This is a genomic window from Bradyrhizobium iriomotense (assembly GCF_030160715.1).
GTDB classification, from domain to species: Bacteria; Pseudomonadota; Alphaproteobacteria; order Rhizobiales; family Xanthobacteraceae; genus Bradyrhizobium; species Bradyrhizobium iriomotense.
Genome location: NZ_BSOW01000043.1, coordinates 1 through 17,462, shown reverse-complemented (window position 1 = coordinate 17,462; position 17,462 = coordinate 1). Strand labels below are relative to the sequence as shown.

Sequence of the window (17,462 nt, the reverse complement as noted above, 5' to 3'; positions counted from 1 at the left end):
GCCAAGTGAAGCACCGCTTTTCAGACATTCCCAGGATTCCTGCCGTGGCCAAGTCCGAACTCGGAACCAAACGCATTTGCCCGACCACGGGCAAAAAGTTCTATGACCTCAACAAGAATCCGGTGATCTCGCCCTATACTGGCGAGGTGGTGCCGATTGCGCCGGTGGCGCCGGCGCGCCCGACCCGCGGCGCCGAAGCGCGCAGCATGGCGCAGGACACCACGCCGGCGCCGGCCGAGGCCGAAGAGATGGTCTCCCTCGAGGAGGCCGATGCCGAGGAGAACACCGGCAAGGTCAAGGCGGCCGTACCGGAATCCGAGGACGACATCGAAGTCGACGAGACCATCGAGGACGACGATGACGATGATTCGACCTTCATCGCCGACGACGAAGAGGGCGATGAGGACGTGACCGACATCATTGGTGATGTCGGAGGCGATGAAGAGACTTGAGATAATTCCAGAACTGTGGTTCTGGGTCTTTCCCGACGCGCCGCCCAAGACGCGTCGGATGGTTAAGGGGCCATAGCTCAGCTGGGAGAGCGCTTGCATGGCATGCAAGAGGTCGGCGGTTCGATCCCGCCTGGCTCCACCAGCCTTCGCTCGCTTCGCGAGCTTCGGCTCGGCAAGCCAGCTCCGCTCTATCGTAGCGAAGCTAGCGAAGGCTGCCGCGGCGTAGCCCGAAGGGCGAAGCCGGGCCTCGGCAAAAACTTTGCCTGAGATACCATGGTCCCAGATCTGAAGGTCTGGGGAACGCCATATGAAGTACGTCTACATTCTTGAAAGCCTTGACGCCGAGCATTTTTACATCGGCATTACCGACGATCTGCGCGCCCGATTAGCGAAGCACAATGCTGGGGAAGTTCCGCACACATCAAAGTACGGCCCCTGGCGCATTAAGACCTACGTCGCCTTCAGCGATGCAGCTCAGGCGATCGCATTTGAAAGGTACCTGAAGTCGGCTTCCGGCCGTGCTTTCGCGAAGAAGCGCCTCTGACCCATAACAGAGAGCGAAGGCTGAGTGTGTAGCCTGGGGCCGCCAGCCCCCTACTCCCCAATCACCGCATTCAGCCTGTCGCGCAGCGCGACGATCTCGTTTTTCATTGCGACCAGCTCCGGCACCGTGCAGTCGGACGCGGCCAGGATCGACTGCGGCACGCTGCGTGCCTTGTCCTTCAGCGCCTGCCCCTGCGGCGTCAGCGCGATCAGCACCTGGCGCTCGTCCTCGGTCGAGCGCGTGCGCTTGACGAGCTGTGCGGCCTCCAGGCGCTTGAGCAGCGGCGTGAGCGTGCCCGAGTCCAGAAACAGCCTCTCGCCGATATCCTTGAGCGGCACGCCGTCGCGCTCCCACAGCACCAGCATCACCAGATATTGCGGATAGGTCAGGCCGAGCCGGTCGAGCAGCGGCTTGTAGACGCGGTTGAAGGCGTGCGCGGCGGAATAGACCGCAAAGCAGATCTGGTTATCGAGCCGCAGCGGCTGGTCGGCGGCCAGTTGTTTCCGAGCCATGGAAAGACCTCACGAGAATCGCTTCGACATTCTGGGGCGGAGCGCCGGCACATTCAATTGCGAACAATTAAATGTGAGGCCGCGCAATTTATATTGCGCGCAATCTAATTGTCTGCAATATACGACGCACCCCAACCGGAAACCAGGGAGACCCAAGATGTCCGTGAATGTCCTCTACAAGACCAGCGCCAAGGCCACCGGCGGCCGCGACGGCCACGCTGCGACCCTCGACGGCGCGCTGGACGTGAAGCTCACCACCCCGAAGGAGCTCGGCGGCGGAGGCGGGGCGGGCAACAACCCCGAGCAGCTGTTTGCGGCCGGCTATGCCGCCTGCTTCATCGGCGCGATGAAGTTCGTGGCCTCCCAGGGCGGGCCGAAGGTTCCCGCCGACACCTCGGTGACCTCGACGGTCGGCATCGGCCCGCGCTCGGAAGGCGGCTTCGGCCTCGACATCGATCTTCTGGTTTCGGTGCCCGGCGTTCCCCGCGCGGAGGCCGAGGCGCTGGTCGAAAAGGCCCATCAGGTTTGCCCGTATTCCAATGCGACCCGTGGCAACGTCGACGTCCGCCTGAAGGTTGCGTGACGCCAAAGGCCGGCTGGCCCGGGATCCCCCTCGAGCCAGCCACTCACCGCCTTGATATGCCACGCCGCGGGATTGGGAGCGGCAGTGCATGCAGCCCTACCCCGGGAGCCATTGCCGGCTCACGCGAACCTCGCTAGGCCTGTGATCGAACAGAGATCAACGAGCCGAAACGAAGGTTGCCGTCATGACTTCCGAAGCCGCACTCGGCGCAATGAGCGGACTGCGCGTCATCGATCTCACGCGCGTGCTCGGCGGCCCCTATTGCACCCAGATTCTCGCCGACCACGGCGCCGACGTGATCAAGGTCGAGCCGCCCGCGGGCGATGAGGTGCGCGAATGGGGACCTCCGTTCCATGAGGAGGACGCCGCCTACTTCGTCGGCATCAACCGCAACAAACGCTCGATCGGCCTCGACCTCGCCTCCGAGGGCGGCCGCCTCGTGCTGCTCAAAATGCTGGAGACGGCCGACGTCCTGATCGAGAATTTCAAGCCCGGCACGCTGGAGAAATGGGGCATCGGCAACGCGGTGCTGCGCGAGAAATTCCCGCGCCTCGTGCATTGCCGGATCTGCGGCTTCGGCGCCGATGGTCCGCGCGGCGGCAATCCCGGCTATGACGCGATCATCCAGGCGATGACCGGCATGATCGCGGCGACGGGTTCGCGCGAGAGCGGGCCGATGCGGATCGGCGTGCCGCTGGTCGACATCACCACCGGGCTTTATGCGGCGATCGGCATTTTGATGGCGCTGTCGGAGCGGCAACGCTCGGGTCGGGGGCAATTCCTCGAGACCACGCTCTACGAGACCGGCCTTGCCATCATGCATCCGCACACCGCGAACTATTTCATGCACGGCAAGCCGCCTGGCCTGACCGGCAACGAGCATCCCAACCTCGTGCCCTACGCGATCTTCCCGACCCGGACCGACGACATCTTCATCGGCGTCGGCAATGACGGCACGTTCCGCAAGCTGGCCAAGGAGATCGGCAAGCCCGAGCTCGGCACCGACCCGCGCTTTGCCCGCAACAAGGACCGCATCGCCAATCGCGAGGCGCTGCGCGCCGAACTTGCCGCGGTGTTCAGCAAGCACGAGGCCGAGCCGCTGTGCGACCGCCTGCTCGCGGCAGGTCTGCCGGCGGGTCCCGTGCAAAAGATCGACCAGGCGTTGAACAATCCGCACACGGTCTACCGCGGCGATATTATCGAGAAGGACTGGTACAAGGGCGTCGCCTCGCCGATCCGGCTCGATCGCAGCAAGCCGAGCCTGCGCCGCGTGCCGCCGAAATTCAGCCAGCACGCCACTGAAGTGCTCGGCGAGTTCGGATATTCCAGGGCCGAGATCGAGGCGATGGTCGAGACCGGCGTGGTCTGCGGTCCCGAGCGCAAGCGCTAGGGACCGATCAGAACAAATCGAGCGGCAACGCAGGTGCGCTCCCTCCCCCGCTTGCGGGGGAGGGTTGGGGAGAGGGTAGCTCCGCAGAGAGACTCCCAACGAGGATAGAGCCCTCACCCGGCGCTACGCCGTAGCCGAGGCTTCGCCTCGGCGTCTCTCAAGAGGTCGGCCGCGGCGGCCTTTGCCTCTCCCGCAAGCGGGAGAGGTTTTCGAACCTGCGGCCTGCTCGTCAGCCTTGCATCAACCGATGCCGCACTGCGGCGCGGGCACGATAGTGCGCAGCGAACGGGGGCCTTGCGCAGGCGTCTTCGCCTATTTGACAGCTTCCCTTTTGCCCCGCTTGCCGCTTTCGTTTCAGCCGCTTACACAGTCATGTGAACGTCACATGGCGCTGCTAGCGCAAGCGCTCTTTGATGACGGCCCAAGGGAGGTTTCTTGATGGCTCTTCGACAATTTGCTGCGGCTGCCGCCATTGCCGCCACGTTCGGTTTTGCCGCCTCGCCGGCGCTGGCCGTGACTGAAATCCAGTGGTGGCACGCGATGACCGGCGCCAACAACGACGTCATCGTCAAGCTCGCCAACGACTTCAATGCGTCGCAGAGCGATTACAAGGTCATTCCGACATACAAGGGCAACTACCCCGACACGATGAACGCCGGCATTGCGGCCTTCCGCGCCGGCAACGCGCCGCACATCATGCAGGTGTTCGAAGTCGGCACCGCGACCATGATGGCCGCGACCGGCGCCGTCAAACCGGTCTACAAGCTGATGGCAGAGACCGGCGAGAAGTTCGACCCCAAGGTCTACCTGCCCGCGATCACCGGCTACTATTCGACGTCGAAGGGCGAGATGCTGTCCTTCCCCTTCAACTCGTCGTCCACCGTCATGTGGATCAATCTCGACGCGCTCAAGAAGGCGAACATCGCCGACATTCCCAAAACCTGGCCGGAAGTGTTTGAGGATGCCAAGAAGCTGAAGGCCGCCGGCTATTCCAATTGCGGCTTCTCCGGCTCCTGGGTGACCTGGGTCAATCTCGAGCAGCTCTCCGCCTGGCACAACGTGCCGCTCTCGACCAAGGCCAATGGCCTCGACGGCTTTGACACGGTTCTTCAGTTCAACGGTCCGCTCCAGGTCAAGCATCTCGAAAACCTGGTCGAGCTTCAGAAAGACAAGACCTACGACTATTCCGGCCGCACCAACACCGGCGAAGGCCGCTTCACCGCCGGCGAATGCCCGATCTATCTGACGTCGTCGGCCTTCTTCGGCAACGTCAAGGCGCAGGCCAAGTTCAACTTCACTGCGGTGCCGATGCCCTATTATCCCGACGCCAAGGGCGCGCCGCAGAACTCGATCATCGGCGGCGCTTCGCTCTGGGTGATGGGCGGCAAGACTCCCGATGAGTACAAGGGTGTCGCAAAATTCCTGACCTTCCTGTCGGACACCGATCGTCAGGTCTACATCCACAAGGCTTCCGGCTACCTGCCGATCACCAAGGCGGCCTATGAGAAGGCCAAGGCAGAGGGCTTCTACAAGGATCAGCCCTATCTCGAAACGCCGCTGATCGAGCTGACCAACAAGGAGCCGACCGAGAATTCGCGCGGCCTGCGGCTCGGCAACATGGTGCAGCTCCGCGACGTCTGGTCGGAAGAGATCGAGCAGGCGCTCGCCGGCAAGAAGACCGCCAAGCAGGCGCTCGATGCCGCCGTCGAACGCGGCAACACGATGCTCCGGCAGTTCGAAAAGACCGCCGTGAAATAAGGCGATGAGCGGCAGGCCGACCTCGCGGCCTGCCGCTCACCTCACATCATGCAAAAGCAAGCCATTTTCCAATCCAGGCTATTGCCGTTCGCGCTGGTTGCGCCGCAGCTCGCGATCGTCCTGATCTTTTTCTACTGGCCTGCCCTGCAGGCCGCGATCCAGTCCTTCCTGCTTCAGGACGCCTTCGGTCTGTCGACCAGCTTCGTCTGGTTCGACAATTATCAGGAGCTGTTCAATGAGCCGGCCTATTTCGAGGCGATCGTCCGGACGTTCTTCTTCTCCTTCGCCATCGCCGTCTCGTCGCTATCGCTCGCGCTGCTGCTCGCGGTGATGGCGGACAAGCCGCTCCGCGGCGGCGCGCTCTATCGCACGCTGCTGATCTGGCCCTATGCTGTTGCACCGCCCGTGGTCGGCGTGCTCTGGATCTTCATGCTGCATCCCTCGCTGGGCGTGATCTCTCGTTATCTGCGCGCCGCCGGCATCGACTGGAATCCGCTGCTAGATGGCAACCAGGCAGCAACGCTGGTCATCCTCGCCGCCGCCTGGAAGCAGGTCTCCTACAATTTCCTGTTCTTCCTAGCCGGTCTTCAGGCCATCCCGAAGAGCGTGATGGAGGCCGCCGCGATCGACGGCGCCCGCCCGATGCGGCGGTTCTGGACCGTGACCTTCCCGCTGCTGTCGCCGACCATCTTCTTCCTCCTGGTCATCAACATCGTCTATGCCTTCTTCGACACCTTCGGCATCATCGACACCATGACGCGCGGCGGCCCCGGCAAGGCGACGGAAACGCTGGTCTACAAGGTCTATTCCGACGGCCTGCTCGGCGGCAATCTCGGCAGCTCCGCGGCGCAATCGGTCATCCTGATGGTCATCGTCATCGTGCTGACGGGAATCCAGTTCCGCTTCGTCGAACGCAAGGTGACCTACTGATGGTCGAGGAAGAGGGCTTTCGGCGCTATGTCGCCCACGTCATCCTCTGGATCGGGATCGCGATCGTCGCCTTCCCCGTCTACATCGCGATCGTCGCCTCGACCCAAGACAACGCGCTGATCGCCAACGGTCAGATGTCGCTCTTGCCGGGCGGGCATTTCTTCGAAGTCTACTACCAGACGATTTTCGTCGGCACGAGCGGCTCGACCCGCGAGCCCGTGGCCAACATGATGCTCAACTCGCTTATCATGGCGATACTGATCGCGGTCGGCAAGATCGCGATCTCGATCATCTCAGCCTATGGAATTGTCTATTTCCGCTTCCCGTTCCGGATGCCGATCTTCTGGATCATCTTCATCACCCTGATGCTGCCGGTCGAGGTGCGCATCTATCCGACCTACAAGATCGTCGCCGACCTGCACATGCTCGACAGCTATGCCGGCCTGTCGCTGCCGCTGATCGCGTCGGCCACCGCGACGCTGTTGTTCCGACAGTTCTTCATGACGGTGCCGGACGAGCTCCTGGAAGCCTCGCGCATCGACGGCGCCGGTCCCTTGCGTTTCTTCTGGGATACGCTGCTGCCGCTGTCGCGCACCAACATGGCGGCGCTGTTCGTGATCCTCTTCATCCTCGGCTGGAATCAATATCTCTGGCCGCTGTTGATCACGACGCGCGACGATATGCAGACCATACAGGTCGGCATCCGCAAGATGATCACCACCAGCGACGCACTCACCGAATGGCCGGTCGTGATGGCGACCGCCGTGCTCGCGATGCTGCCGCCGGTGTTCGTCGTCGTCGTGATGCAGAAACTGTTCGTGCGCGGCCTGGTCGAGACGGAGAAGTGAGTTTTCATGGCTAACGTCACCCTGCGCAACGTCCGCAAGACCTATCCGGGCGGCTTCGAGGCCATCAAGGGCGTCGACGTCGATGTCGGCGACGGACAGTTCTGCGTGCTGGTCGGTCCTTCCGGCTGCGGGAAGTCGACGCTGCTCCGCATGGTCGCGGGGCTCGAGACCGTCAGCGGCGGCGAGATCGACATCGGCGGCCGCGTCGTCAACCAGGTCGAGCCCGCCGATCGCGACATCGCGATGGTGTTCCAGAACTACGCGCTCTATCCGCATATGAGCGTCTACAACAACATGGCCTATGGCCTGCGCAACCGCGGCATGGCGGAAGCCGAGATCAAGACCCGTGTGGAAGAGGCAGCGCGCGTGCTCGAGCTCGCACCGATGCTCGAGCGCAAGCCGCGCCAGCTGTCCGGCGGCCAGCGTCAGCGCGTCGCCATGGGCCGCGCCATCGTGCGGCAGCCGAAGGTGTTCCTGTTCGACGAGCCGCTGTCCAATCTCGACGCCAAGCTGCGCATCGCGATGCGCGTCGAGATCCGCAAATTGCAGCGCCGGCTGAACACGACGTCGATCTACGTCACCCACGACCAGCTCGAGGCGATGACGCTGGCCGACATCCTCGTCGTGATGAATGGCGGCCAGGTCGAGCAGGTCGGCAATCCGCTCGCGATCTACGAGAAGCCGGCCACCACGTTCGTCGCGTCCTTCATCGGCGCGCCGCCGATGAATCTGATGTCGACGCGGCCGGACGAGATCAAGACTCAGCTAGGCGCCGACGGCCGCGCGGCCGAGGCCGGCATCCTCGGCATCCGCCCCGAGGACTTCGTCATCACCGACCAGACGCCGGCCGGCGGTGTCGCGCTTGCCCTCACCGTGGAAGCGATCGAGCGGGTCGGCGCCGAAACCTTCGTCTACGGCTCGCGCCGGCAGGACGAGCAGCCGGTCGCCGCGACGCCGGGCGAGCTGCCGCCCGGCGAGGTCATCGTCCGGATCCCCGGGGCCGAGGCCCCCGCGATCGGCCAGAAGATCCGCATCGCGGCGGTGCGCGAGAAGCTGCACCTGTTCAGCGGCGACGGACGAAAACGGATCGAAGCCTGAGGCTTCCCGACTGCCGGTTCAGTCGACGTCGGTGCCCGTTCAAAGGGAAATCGTTCGACTGGAAGGCAGAGAGCGCGACGTCAATTTGGTCGACAGATCGGCGGCCGCATCGAGAAGTGTCGCCTTGTACCGCTCGAAGTACTGTTGGGCATCGTTTCGCGGCGCGATGAGGCAGAGCGTCGCCACACAGCGACCGCCATGATCGCGCACGGGAGCGGCGAAGCAGCGCGTAAAATTGTCGGCGAGCGTCTCGAAGGAGAAGAAACCGGCTTTGTCGGCCTGGCGAACCTCGGCGATGAAGGTTCTTGGGTTGAGCGTGGCGCCGGTCGGCAACACAAAATCCGCCGCAGGAATGAATTCCAAGATCTCCTCGTCAGTCATGTGCGAGACAAGGAGCCTGCCTGAGGCCGTCCACGGAACCGGGACGGGCTCACCGACATTCGAGCTGATGCGAAAAGGGCGCGCGCCCTCGCGCATCATGGCAACCGTATATTTGTTGCCATCAAGCATGCAGAGCTGTGCCGTCTCGCGGGTCTCGATGGCCAGCCTGTCGAGATAAGCGCGACACTCCCGCGTAAGATCGAAATTGGCTTCGTAAGCGAGGCCGAGAAAATAGAGCTTCCGCCCCAGGAAGACGTTCCCCTCGGCATCGGTCTGCTCGAGCAGGCCGGCCTCGAGAAGCGCGGCGATGAGCTCGTAAACGGTGGACCGCGGCGCTGAAAGCGCAACCGCAATCTGGTTGGGGCGCGCCGGCGATTTCCGCTCGCGCAGATAGTCCAAAATGTCGAACGCCCTATCCAAACCCCTGGCTCTTCGCCCTGGCGTCTCGTTGGTCTTGATCTTGGTCTGCATTCTCAAAGCACCTGATCACGGGGAGCCGACGTCGCCCACCTTTTCCTATTGCACCACGCGAAATGACGAAATAGCTTTGCGTATGTCCGTTGTAAGAGGCATATGTTCATTATAGCGGACATGTCAATGGAGACGTTGGAGGGCGTGGACGGGGTAGGCGCATAGTTGCCGGGAGCTTGGTTCACCGCGTGCTTCGACCATCACACAGGAGTGCAGGTCATGCAGAATGTTCTTCTTCGGGCAGCGGCGTTCGCCTGCCTGGGCGTAGCGACACTGGTCGGCCTCGTAGGGCAGGCCCACGCCGCCGCCAATTGCATCAAGGGCGATCGCAAGCCGCCCTATACGATTGGCTGGGCCAACATCTACTCGGTGCCCACCTGGATGAAGGAGACCCAGGGCACCATCGAAAAGGAAGTCGACGCGCTCAAGGCCAAGGGCCTGGTCTCCAAGCTGGTGGTCACCGACGCGCAGGGTGACGCCAACACCCAGATCCAGCAGATCCAGTCGATGATCGATGCCAATGTCGACGCGATCATCCTGATCGCCGGCTCGTCCAGCGCGCCGGCCCGCGTGCTCGCCGCTGCCTGCGCCAAGGGCATCGCCATCATGAACTTCGACAGCCTGGTGGATACCGACCAGGTGACTGCCAAGATCAACACCGACTCGGCGCAGTGGGGCGCCCAGGCCGCGACCTGGCTGATCGACGCCATGGGCGGCAAGGGCAACATCATCGTGCTCAACGGTCCGGCCGGCGTGTCGGTGAGCGACGACCGCCGCAAGGGCGCAACGCCGGTGCTGGCCGCGCATCCCGACATCAAGATCCTCACCGAGACCAACACGGCCTACAACGTGGCGCCGGCACAGGAAGCGGTGACCAACCTGCTGTTCGCCAACCAGCAGATCGACGGCATCCTGTCGCTGGGCGGTGCGCTCTCGGCAGGCGCCATCAACGCGCTCGACAAGGAAGGCCGCCCGATGGTTCCGATCACGGGCGAAAACGCGCGGCAGTTCCTCGAGATGTGGAAGTCCAAGAACCTCAAGGCCTGGGCGACGATGCAGCCCAACTGGCTGGGCGCGTTCGCGACCTATGCCGCGGTGCAGGCGCTGCAAGGCAAGGACGTCCCCGCCTTCGTCAAGATCCCGCTGCCGGTGATCAGCAACGCCAATGTCGGCGAGTACCTCGCCAAGGCCGGTGACTTCCCGGCGGACGGCTACATCTATTCGCCCTACAGCGACGGGCTGTTCGACCAACTGCTGGCCCAGAAGTAAGCCCACGGGACGGGCCGCAACCCATGACCCAAGACGCCATCGTTGCGGCCCGTTCGATCAGCCGGTCGTTCTTTTCCAACCGGGTCCTGAACGACGTTTCAATCACGCTGCGGGCAGGCACGATCCACGCCCTGCTTGGTGAAAACGGCGCGGGCAAATCCACGCTGATCGGCATCCTGTCGGGCGCCCTCGCCCCCGACGCCGGAGACATCGACATCGACGGCGTCCGCCACGCCGCGGTCCGGCCGGCCATCGCGCGCGCCGCCGGCATCGCCGTCGTGCAGCAGGAGCTGAGCCTCACCAGTCAGCTTTCGATCGCCGAAAACGTCGGGATGGGCGCGCTGCCGCGGCGGCTCGGGCTGATCGACTATTCCGCGCTGATGCGGCGGGCGCACGAGGTGTGTGCGCTGGTTGGCCTCGAGCAGGACCTGGCGCGCCCGGTGGGCGACCTGCCGCTCGGGCAGCAGCAGCTGGTCGAGATCGCCAAGGCGCTGTTCCGTAAGCCAAGGGTGCTGATCCTCGACGAGCCGACCTCCTCGCTCTCGGCCCATGAGGCGGCCAATCTGATGGCGGTGCTGCGGCGCCTGCGGGATGCGGGCACCGCGGTCCTCTACATTTCGCACCGGCTCAACGAAGTGCTGGCGCTGTGCGAGTGGGTGACGGTGCTCAAGGACGGCGTCGTAACTGCCGACCGGTCGCTTGGGGGCGTCGACGCCCAGGGGCTGGTGCGGCTGATGGTGGGGCGCGAGCCGGGTGATCTCTTTCCGCGCTGGACGCCCTCGGCAGAACCCGCGCCGATCATTGCGGTCGAAGGACTCTCCGCCGGCATGGTGCGCGACGTTGCCATGACGATCCGGCGCGGCGAGGTGCTGGGCGTCGGCGGCCTCGTCGGCCAGGGCCAGGAAGATCTGTTGCTCGGGCTCTATGGTGCGATCCCGGCAGTCGCAGGGAGAGCCGAGTTCAACGGCGTCGTCGGGCTGCCGCGCTCCGTTCCGCAGGCCAATGCGCGCGGGCTCGCCTATGTGCCAGCCGACCGCAAGCGGGAGGGCCTCCACCTCATCCACTCGATTGCCTGGAATCTCATGATCCCGAGCTTCGGACGCGCCCCCTCGCTCGCCATGCGGCGCACGGCGAGCGAGCGAGAACGCGCCATCGCCCTTGCGGACCGGCTCGGCATCAAGGGCGATCTCACGCGCGAGGTACAGGCACTGTCGGGCGGCAACCAGCAGAAGGTGGCGCTCGCCAAATGGCTGCCCAGCGACCCGCCGGTGCTGCTGCTCAACGATCCAACGCGCGGCGTTGACGTCGACACCAAGCGCGAGATCTACGCGCTGCTGCGCCGGTTCGCGGCGGAGGGCCGCGCCGTGGTGCTGCTGAGCTCCGATACGCCCGAGCTGGTCAACCTCTGCGACCGCGTCGCCGTCATGCGCGCCGGGCGCCTGGTGCGCGTGCTCGAGCGGACCGAGCTGAGCGAGGAAGCGATCGTTTCTGCGGCCATGGAATCGGCCGTGCCAGGAGCCGCTGCATGACGACCTCCACCTCGCTGCTCTACTGGCGCATCCAGAATGTGCGAAACCGCGGGCTATGGTGGCTGTTCGCCGTCGTCGCGGCATTCATCGCGCTCTATGTCTATCTTTTCCCCGGACTGCTCAGCACCGGGGGCATTTCCAAATTCTCGCAAAACTGGTTTCCGCTTGCGCTCGTCTCGATGGCGCAGGCGGTGCTGATGCTGGCGGGAGGCATCAGCCTGTCGATCGGCGCCACGGTGAGCCTCGGCGGGGTGATCGCGGCGACGCTGCTCGCCGGCCCGCTCGGCGTCGCCGGCGGCTCGGCCGTCGTCCTGCTGGTCGGCGCGGCGACCGGGCTTGCCTCGGGCTGGATCGTCGTTCGCCTGGGCCTGCCCGCCATCGTCGTCACGTTAGCCGCCTCCTTCATCATCGCCGGATGGGCGCTGCTGATCATGCCGCGCCCCGGTGGCGCGGTGCCGGCCTGGTTCTCCGACCTGCTGGCCGGCAACACGCCGGTCGCACTCGGGCTGCTCGTTCTCGTGGTACTGCTGTGGAAGCTCTATCTGGCGACACCGCTCGGCCTCAGCCTCTACGCGGCGGGAGAGAACCCGGTGGGCGCCTACCGGTCGGGCGCGCCGGTCGATCTGTCGCGTATCGCCGCCTATGGACTGAGCGGCCTGCTGTGCGCGGCAGCGGGGCTGTTCGTTGCGGCGCAGACCGGCGCGGGCGATCCGGTGATCGGCAATGCGTTCACGCTCAATTCGATCGCGGCGGCGGTGCTGGGAGGGGTCGGCTTTTTGGGCGGACGCGGCACGATGCGGGGCGCCCTGGCGGGCAGCCTGCTGCTCAGCATCATGATCAGCGTGATGTTCTTTCTCGGGCTGCCGCCGGTCGCCCAGTACGTGGCGCAGGGACTGATCATCGTCGTCGCCGTCGCCCTTCCCGAGATCGCCGCCATGCGGAGGCCCAGGACATGACGAGTCCCACCGAGCGATTTGCCGCCGCGCGTTGGCAGGCCGTGCTGCGTAGCCGGCCGATGCTCACTGTCGCCATGGTCGCGCTTGCCTGGATCGGCGCCTCCTTCTTCCAGCCCGGCTTCGGCGGCTGGCGCCACCTGCGCTATCTGCTCGAGCTCGCGGCCATCGTCGGGCTCGTGTCGATTGGACAGACCCTCGTGGTCGTCGCTGGCGGGATCGATCTCTCGGTCGGCGCAATCGTCACGGTGAGCGCCATCGGCGTGCCGCTCGTCACCTGGTTGGCGGACCCGACGGGGACCGCGCCGGCCCTCTTCATCCTCCTCTGCGCGACGCTGATCGGCGCGCTCAACGGACTTGGGATCGCCTTGCTTCGCGTCCATCCGATGATCATGACGCTGGCCATGGCGACGTTCCTGCAGGGCGTGCTCATCCTCATCGCCGGCGGCAGTGCGATCTCGGCGCAGAACGCGGTGCTGAGCTGGCTCGGCAACGCCCGGCCCGGCGGAATTTCAGCATCCGTCCTGCTGTGGCTCCTCGCTTCGGCCATTGCGCTGTGGTTGCTGCACAAGACGCCGTTCGGCGCGCGCCTGTTCGCGCTCGGGACCAATCCGCTCGCGACCTCGCTGTCGGGTATCGGCGTCCGTTCGACCACGATCGCCGTCTATGCCATCAGCGGCTTCACGGCCGGCCTCGCCGGCGCGCTCGTGCTCGGTGTCAACGGACAGGGCTATGTGGGGATCGGCGATTCCTACCTCCTGGCGTCGATTGCCTCGGTGGTGCTGGGCGGCACTTCGATCCTGGGCGGGCGCGGCACCTATGCGGGGACGATCCCCGGAGCGATCCTCCTCGTCACCATCACCGCGCTCATCACCATGCTCAACGCGTCCGCCGGATGGCGGAATATCCTTTTCGGCACGCTCATCATGGCATTGCTGTTGCTATCGGGACGCGAGAGGCAGCGGCGGTGACGGCAGATCCAGGCGATAGAGGCGCGCGGCGGTGTCGCAGAAAAGAGCGCGCTGGTCGGACTCAGAGAAATCGGAGACGATGGCTTTGAACGCCTCGAAGATGTCATCGAAGCTCGCATGCAGCCCGGCGACCGGGAAGTCGCTGGCAAACATGGCGCGCCCGGGCCCGAAGCAATCGACGCAGCGCAGCGTCACCTCGCGCAGACTGTCGAGGGTCCAGTGGTGATCGTAGGCGACCAAGTCGGAGATCTTGATGGCGACATTGGGCGCCGCCGCCAGGCGGCCCAGCGCCTCCGCCCAGTGCCGCATTCCCTCGGGATCGCGATCGATCGGGCTGCCGCAATGATTGAGGATGATGAGCTGGTTGGGGAAGTCGGTTGCGAGCTGCCGCAACTGATCGAGCTGGCGGGGAAACACCAGCGCGTCGAAGCTCAAGGCGTGGTCGCCGAGCGCGCGAAAGCCGGATCGCCAACCCGGATCGGTCATGAGATCGCCGGCGGCGGCAAAGCGCCTGGCGGGGTCGGAGTCCCATGCCAGTGCGTCGCGAATGCCGCACACGCGGGCAAACCCCGCCTGCTGCGCAACGAGGGCCGCGGCTTTGGCCGCCTTGAGCGGCACCTGCGCGACATAGCTGATAGCCACACCATCTTCGCGGGCGAGCGATTCGAGCCAGTGGGTTTCGCCGACACAATCGGCGACGTCCCAACCAGCCTCGCAATGCACGGTTGCGACGACGTTCTGATTGGCAGCCGCAACGCGGTAATCAGCAGGCAGATGCGTGCGGCGAATGGGCGCGAGATCGCCGAGCGCGCCGCGATCCTTCGACGTGGAACGGAGCCAGGCGTGACGGCCGAGAGCGAGATCCCAGAGGTGATGATGGGCGTCCACGATCGGTCCGCGATAGATCGCCATGGGCACCGCGCAAGGAAACGACAGGACGCGATACTAGAGCACGATCCGGAAAAGTGTGAAGCGGTTTTCCGAAAAGATCGTGCTCAAACAAGGAGCTAAAGCGCGATGACGATTCAACCTAGATTCATCGCGCTTTAGCGTGCGGTGGAAGGATCGCACAATGATCCGACCAATTTCGGCCGAACGAATTGGGACGCGACGAGAGCAACCGGAGGCAATGCGATGACAGACTATCACAAGGTTGGACCGCTCATGGCGCAGGTGGTGGTGCACAACGGCCTCGCCTATATCGCCGGGCAAGTGGCCGATGATCGCAAGGCCGGCATCGAGAGCCAGACCCGCGATGTGCTGGCCAAGATCGACGCCCTGCTGTCGCTGGCCGGAACGAGCAAATCGAAGCTCCTCGCACTCAACGTCTTCCTGCCCCACATCTCGGACTTCGAGGCCATGAACGGCGTCTATCGCGAGTGGATCGATCCTGCGCGGCCGCCGGCGAGGGCATGCGTGGAGGCACGGCTGGCCGATCCCGACCTCAGGATCGAGATCAGCGCGACGGCCGCGGTCTGACGGCTGAGGCGAGGATTCCCGCATGCACTTTTCGATGTGGACCTATCCGTGGGACGTGCAGGATATCGGCGTGGACGAGGTGATCGCCGAGCTCGGCACAGCTGGGATCGACACGATCAGCCTTGCGACGTCGTATCACGCCGGGCGCTTTCTCCAGCCGCGAAGCCCGAAGCGAAAGGCGTATTTCCCCGAGGACGGCACGATCTATTTCGAGCCGACCCCGAAACTTTGGGCGGATCTTCGTATCCAGCCCAAGGTCGCCGACATCGTCCGCGAGGGCGGGGATGTGCTCGCCGCGCTGATTGCCCGGCGCGATGCCGGGGGCCCGCGGGTCTCTTGCTGGACCGTGTGCCTGCACAACACCCGCCTCGGCATGATGCATCCCGAAGCAGTGACGCGGAACGCGTTCGGCGATCCCAATTATTACAATCTCTGCCCCTCGCATCCGGACGTGCGGGCTTATGTGGGCGCGCTCGTCGAGGACATTTCGCACCGCTACCGGCCGGATGTGATCGAGCTCGAAAGCCCGGGCTTCATGGGCTTTGCGCATGAATACCACCACGAAAAGGACGCGGTGGGGCTGACGCCCGAGGACGACTTCCTGCTCTCGCTGTGCTTTTGCCCGTCATGCATGGTGGCCGCCGCGGGAGCCGGGGTCGACGTGAAGGCGGCGCGGGCCGTGGTTTGCCAATGGATCGTTGAAGCCTGTGAGCGTGAAGTGCCCCAGCCTCGCCTGCCCGACTTCCCGCGCTGCGGGATCGAAGGTTTTCGAGCAAGCCCGGCACTGTACGACTACCTCGCCTGGCGCTCGAATCCTGTTCTCACACTCATCTCGGAGCTTCGCGCCCGAACGCATCCGGACACCAAGGTTTATCTCATCGACCTGAAGGATGGTTGGCTCGGAGGGTGCGAGCTGAGCGAAGTTGCCGGTCTCTGCGACGGTGCGATTCTGTGCGCCTACGCGATGTCCCCTGAAGACGTGGAAGGGCTGTTTCACGAAGGGCGCCGGAAGCTCGGCCCTGACCGTTACCTGGGTGCCGGTTTCCGGCTGCTTTATCCGGAGTTCCGTTCGGGGCTCGAGCTTGCGGCGCAAGTGCAAAGCGCCGTCCGTGGCGGCGCCGAAGGTCTCAGCTTCTACAATTACGGCCTTATTCCTCGTCCTCGGCTCGGATGGGTGAAAGCAGCGATCGGGTCGATTCCGGGGTGAGGCCTGAGGCTTCCCGAGCCGGGCGATAAAAAATGTCGAAAACAACCCCATGCAAAGGATCCGGCATGGGGGGCCCGCTGGCGTGGAACCCCGAAATCACCGCTGTGCAGGGCGCCCGCTAGGTGCTTGAACCTGCACGGGGATGTGCCCATATTGGGTCACAAGGGGTGCCATTCAGGGCCCTGAAACGTCAAAGTCGCTTTCCGCGAGGACTTTGTAAACTATGTCTCGTGTTCCCACGTTATCCAGTCCGTTCCTTCTGGGCTTCGACGAGATCGAGCGCGTGCTCGATCGTGTCGTGAAGGGCGCCGACGGCTATCCTCCCTACAATATCGAGAGGTGCGACCGGTCGGACGGCCAACCCGAGCGCTTGCGCATCACGCTGGCGGTCGCCGGCTTCACCCGCGACCAACTCGATGTAACCATTGAGGAAAACCAGCTCGTGATCCGCGGGCGGCAGCAGGACGACAAGACCCGGCAATACATCCATCGCGGCATCGCCGCGCGCCACTTCCAGCGCACCTTCGTGCTGGCGGAGGGGATGCTCGTGCTGGGGGCGGATCTGAAGAACGGTCTGTTGTCGATCGATCTTGCCCGGCCGGAACCGGAAAGGATCGTTAAGACAATCGCTATCAATGAGCACGAATAATGGAACGAGTAGCGGACTCGACCGCTTAATTTCGAGAGAGGAGTCGAGACCATGAGTGAAGGTCACGTTGCGTTCGAATACGAAGCCAAGAATGTCTCAGCCGAGACGCTGGCGACCCTTGGCGAAGGCCACATCGCCTATGTGAAGCAGATCCGCTCCGAGGACGTGCCAGGCCTGTTTCCCGAGGCGCCCAAGATTGCGCCGGGTCTGAAACTTTTCGCGCTCCACGCCGCCGACGGCACGCCGATCATGCTGACCGACAGCCGCGAAGCCGCGATCGCCAATGCCTGGAGCAACGAGTTGCAGGCGGTGAGCGTGCACTGACGCGACGCGCACGCGCTTAGAGCATGATGTTTTTATACGGAAACATAGCCTGAATTTTTGAGATAGTTGGCGCATTCCTCTTTGGAGAAGATATCGAGGAGTTCGCCGACCTTG

At 64.2% G+C, this 17,462-nt stretch carries 19 protein-coding genes and 1 tRNA gene; 17 read left to right on the top strand and 3 right to left on the bottom strand.

All coding sequences use genetic code 11. The features are described from left to right. Nucleotides 1-44 precede the first annotated feature (44 nt). The 3 genes from QQL28_RS39485 (at nucleotide 45) to QQL28_RS39475 (ending at nucleotide 996) form a co-directional block, all read left to right on the top strand. Complete coding sequence (locus tag QQL28_RS39485) at nucleotides 45-452, top strand: TIGR02300 family protein (protein WP_284274383.1); 408 nt, start codon at nucleotides 45-47, stop codon at nucleotides 450-452. A 66-nt stretch (nucleotides 453-518) separates the two neighbouring features. Continuing rightward, a tRNA-Ala gene (locus QQL28_RS39480) sits at nucleotides 519-594 on the top strand. Between the two features lie 165 nt (nucleotides 595-759). Further along, a complete protein-coding gene (locus tag QQL28_RS39475; RefSeq protein ID WP_284274381.1) occupies nucleotides 760-996 on the top strand; it encodes a GIY-YIG nuclease family protein in 237 nt (78 codons plus the stop codon). Nucleotides 997-1,046: 50 nt separating this feature from the next. Here the strand turns inward: QQL28_RS39475 and QQL28_RS39470 are convergent, their stop codons facing one another. After that, nucleotides 1,047-1,508, bottom strand: a complete 462-nt coding sequence (locus tag QQL28_RS39470) for a MarR family winged helix-turn-helix transcriptional regulator (protein ID WP_027528280.1) — start codon at nucleotides 1,506-1,508, stop codon at nucleotides 1,047-1,049. 157 nt (nucleotides 1,509-1,665) lie between these two features. Between QQL28_RS39470 and QQL28_RS39465 the strand changes: the two genes are divergently transcribed. The 6 genes from QQL28_RS39465 (at nucleotide 1,666) to QQL28_RS39440 (ending at nucleotide 8,115) form a co-directional block, all read left to right on the top strand. After that, a complete protein-coding gene (locus QQL28_RS39465; protein ID WP_284274378.1) occupies nucleotides 1,666-2,091 on the top strand; it encodes an organic hydroperoxide resistance protein in 426 nt (141 codons plus the stop codon). 184 nt (nucleotides 2,092-2,275) lie between these two features. After that, nucleotides 2,276-3,481 carry a CaiB/BaiF CoA transferase family protein gene (locus QQL28_RS39460; RefSeq protein ID WP_284274375.1) on the top strand — a complete coding sequence of 402 codons (1,206 nt, stop codon included), beginning with the start codon at nucleotides 2,276-2,278 and terminating at the stop codon, nucleotides 3,479-3,481. Nucleotides 3,482-3,919: 438 nt separating this feature from the next. Further along, nucleotides 3,920-5,239, top strand: a complete 1,320-nt coding sequence (ugpB, locus tag QQL28_RS39455; RefSeq protein WP_284274372.1) for a sn-glycerol-3-phosphate ABC transporter substrate-binding protein UgpB — start codon at nucleotides 3,920-3,922, stop codon at nucleotides 5,237-5,239. Between the two features lie 48 nt (nucleotides 5,240-5,287). Next, nucleotides 5,288-6,169: a sn-glycerol-3-phosphate ABC transporter permease UgpA gene (ugpA, locus tag QQL28_RS39450; protein ID WP_284274370.1), complete on the top strand. Its 882-nt coding sequence runs from the start codon at nucleotides 5,288-5,290 to the stop codon at nucleotides 6,167-6,169. Continuing rightward, on the top strand, nucleotides 6,169-7,017 hold the full coding sequence (gene ugpE / locus QQL28_RS39445) for a sn-glycerol-3-phosphate ABC transporter permease UgpE (RefSeq protein WP_284274367.1): 849 nt from the start codon (nucleotides 6,169-6,171) through the stop codon (nucleotides 7,015-7,017). Before ugpA ends, ugpE begins: the two co-directional genes overlap by 1 nt. A gap of 6 nt (nucleotides 7,018-7,023) precedes the next feature. Beyond that, nucleotides 7,024-8,115, top strand: coding sequence for a sn-glycerol-3-phosphate import ATP-binding protein UgpC (locus tag QQL28_RS39440; protein ID WP_284274365.1), 1,092 nt, complete (start codon nucleotides 7,024-7,026; stop codon nucleotides 8,113-8,115). A gap of 39 nt (nucleotides 8,116-8,154) precedes the next feature. Here the strand turns inward: QQL28_RS39440 and QQL28_RS39435 are convergent, their stop codons facing one another. Then, nucleotides 8,155-8,967, bottom strand: coding sequence for an IclR family transcriptional regulator (locus QQL28_RS39435; RefSeq protein WP_284274363.1), 813 nt, complete (start codon nucleotides 8,965-8,967; stop codon nucleotides 8,155-8,157). Nucleotides 8,968-9,186: 219 nt separating this feature from the next. On the opposite strand from QQL28_RS39435, the gene QQL28_RS39430 reads away from it, so the two are divergent. Genes QQL28_RS39430 through QQL28_RS39415 form a run of 4 tightly spaced genes read left to right on the top strand, consistent with a single transcriptional unit; the run spans nucleotide 9,187 to nucleotide 13,689 of the window. Further along, a complete protein-coding gene (locus QQL28_RS39430) occupies nucleotides 9,187-10,236 on the top strand; it encodes a substrate-binding domain-containing protein (protein ID WP_284274360.1) in 1,050 nt (349 codons plus the stop codon). Between the two features lie 23 nt (nucleotides 10,237-10,259). Continuing rightward, complete coding sequence (locus QQL28_RS39425) at nucleotides 10,260-11,765, top strand: sugar ABC transporter ATP-binding protein (protein ID WP_284274358.1); 1,506 nt, start codon at nucleotides 10,260-10,262, stop codon at nucleotides 11,763-11,765. After that, complete coding sequence (locus QQL28_RS39420) at nucleotides 11,762-12,721, top strand: ABC transporter permease (RefSeq protein ID WP_284274357.1); 960 nt, start codon at nucleotides 11,762-11,764, stop codon at nucleotides 12,719-12,721. The genes QQL28_RS39425 and QQL28_RS39420 overlap by 4 nt, the downstream gene beginning before the upstream one ends. Continuing rightward, on the top strand, nucleotides 12,718-13,689 hold the full coding sequence (locus QQL28_RS39415; protein WP_284274356.1) for an ABC transporter permease: 972 nt from the start codon (nucleotides 12,718-12,720) through the stop codon (nucleotides 13,687-13,689). The genes QQL28_RS39420 and QQL28_RS39415 overlap by 4 nt, the downstream gene beginning before the upstream one ends. On the opposite strand, the gene QQL28_RS39410 is transcribed toward QQL28_RS39415, so the two are convergent. Next, entirely contained in the window at nucleotides 13,660-14,601 is a 942-nt protein-coding gene (locus QQL28_RS39410) for an amidohydrolase family protein (RefSeq protein WP_284274354.1), read from the bottom strand. The two genes, QQL28_RS39415 and QQL28_RS39410, sit on opposite strands and share 30 nt — an antisense overlap. A gap of 222 nt (nucleotides 14,602-14,823) precedes the next feature. On the opposite strand from QQL28_RS39410, the gene QQL28_RS39405 reads away from it, so the two are divergent. The 4 genes from QQL28_RS39405 (at nucleotide 14,824) to QQL28_RS39390 (ending at nucleotide 17,348) form a co-directional block, all read left to right on the top strand. Next, nucleotides 14,824-15,168 carry a RidA family protein gene (locus QQL28_RS39405; protein ID WP_284274352.1) on the top strand — a complete coding sequence of 115 codons (345 nt, stop codon included), beginning with the start codon at nucleotides 14,824-14,826 and terminating at the stop codon, nucleotides 15,166-15,168. 22 nt (nucleotides 15,169-15,190) lie between these two features. Continuing rightward, entirely contained in the window at nucleotides 15,191-16,375 is a 1,185-nt protein-coding gene (locus QQL28_RS39400; protein WP_284274350.1) for a hypothetical protein, read from the top strand. 223 nt (nucleotides 16,376-16,598) lie between these two features. Continuing rightward, on the top strand, nucleotides 16,599-17,024 hold the full coding sequence (locus QQL28_RS39395; protein ID WP_011083554.1) for an Hsp20 family protein: 426 nt from the start codon (nucleotides 16,599-16,601) through the stop codon (nucleotides 17,022-17,024). Between the two features lie 51 nt (nucleotides 17,025-17,075). Continuing rightward, nucleotides 17,076-17,348, top strand: a complete 273-nt coding sequence (locus QQL28_RS39390) for a BQ00720 family protein (RefSeq protein WP_284274347.1) — start codon at nucleotides 17,076-17,078, stop codon at nucleotides 17,346-17,348. Nucleotides 17,349-17,462 lie beyond the last annotated feature (114 nt).

Bases quoted from the DNA above. Each gene is read 5' to 3' on its own strand.
- QQL28_RS39475 (WP_284274381.1), top strand. From the start codon at position 760: ATGAAGTACGTCTACATTCTTGAAAGCCTTGACGCCGAGCATTTTTAC.
- QQL28_RS39430 (WP_284274360.1), top strand. From the start codon at position 9,187: ATGCAGAATGTTCTTCTTCGGGCAGCGGCGTTCGCCTGCCTGGGCGTA.
- ugpE (WP_284274367.1), top strand. From the start codon at position 6,169: ATGGTCGAGGAAGAGGGCTTTCGGCGCTATGTCGCCCACGTCATCCTC.
- QQL28_RS39470 (WP_027528280.1), bottom strand. From the start codon at position 1,508: ATGGCTCGGAAACAACTGGCCGCCGACCAGCCGCTGCGGCTCGATAAC.
- ugpB (WP_284274372.1), top strand. From the start codon at position 3,920: ATGGCTCTTCGACAATTTGCTGCGGCTGCCGCCATTGCCGCCACGTTC.
- QQL28_RS39395 (WP_011083554.1), top strand. From the start codon at position 16,599: ATGTCTCGTGTTCCCACGTTATCCAGTCCGTTCCTTCTGGGCTTCGAC.
- QQL28_RS39405 (WP_284274352.1), top strand. From the start codon at position 14,824: ATGACAGACTATCACAAGGTTGGACCGCTCATGGCGCAGGTGGTGGTG.
- QQL28_RS39460 (WP_284274375.1), top strand. From the start codon at position 2,276: ATGACTTCCGAAGCCGCACTCGGCGCAATGAGCGGACTGCGCGTCATC.
- QQL28_RS39410 (WP_284274354.1), bottom strand. From the start codon at position 14,601: ATGGCGATCTATCGCGGACCGATCGTGGACGCCCATCATCACCTCTGG.
- QQL28_RS39425 (WP_284274358.1), top strand. From the start codon at position 10,260: ATGACCCAAGACGCCATCGTTGCGGCCCGTTCGATCAGCCGGTCGTTC.
- QQL28_RS39440 (WP_284274365.1), top strand. From the start codon at position 7,024: ATGGCTAACGTCACCCTGCGCAACGTCCGCAAGACCTATCCGGGCGGC.
- QQL28_RS39420 (WP_284274357.1), top strand. From the start codon at position 11,762: ATGACGACCTCCACCTCGCTGCTCTACTGGCGCATCCAGAATGTGCGA.
- QQL28_RS39415 (WP_284274356.1), top strand. From the start codon at position 12,718: ATGACGAGTCCCACCGAGCGATTTGCCGCCGCGCGTTGGCAGGCCGTG.
- QQL28_RS39390 (WP_284274347.1), top strand. From the start codon at position 17,076: ATGAGTGAAGGTCACGTTGCGTTCGAATACGAAGCCAAGAATGTCTCA.
- ugpA (WP_284274370.1), top strand. From the start codon at position 5,288: ATGCAAAAGCAAGCCATTTTCCAATCCAGGCTATTGCCGTTCGCGCTG.
- QQL28_RS39435 (WP_284274363.1), bottom strand. From the start codon at position 8,967: ATGCAGACCAAGATCAAGACCAACGAGACGCCAGGGCGAAGAGCCAGG.
- QQL28_RS39465 (WP_284274378.1), top strand. From the start codon at position 1,666: ATGTCCGTGAATGTCCTCTACAAGACCAGCGCCAAGGCCACCGGCGGC.
- QQL28_RS39400 (WP_284274350.1), top strand. From the start codon at position 15,191: ATGCACTTTTCGATGTGGACCTATCCGTGGGACGTGCAGGATATCGGC.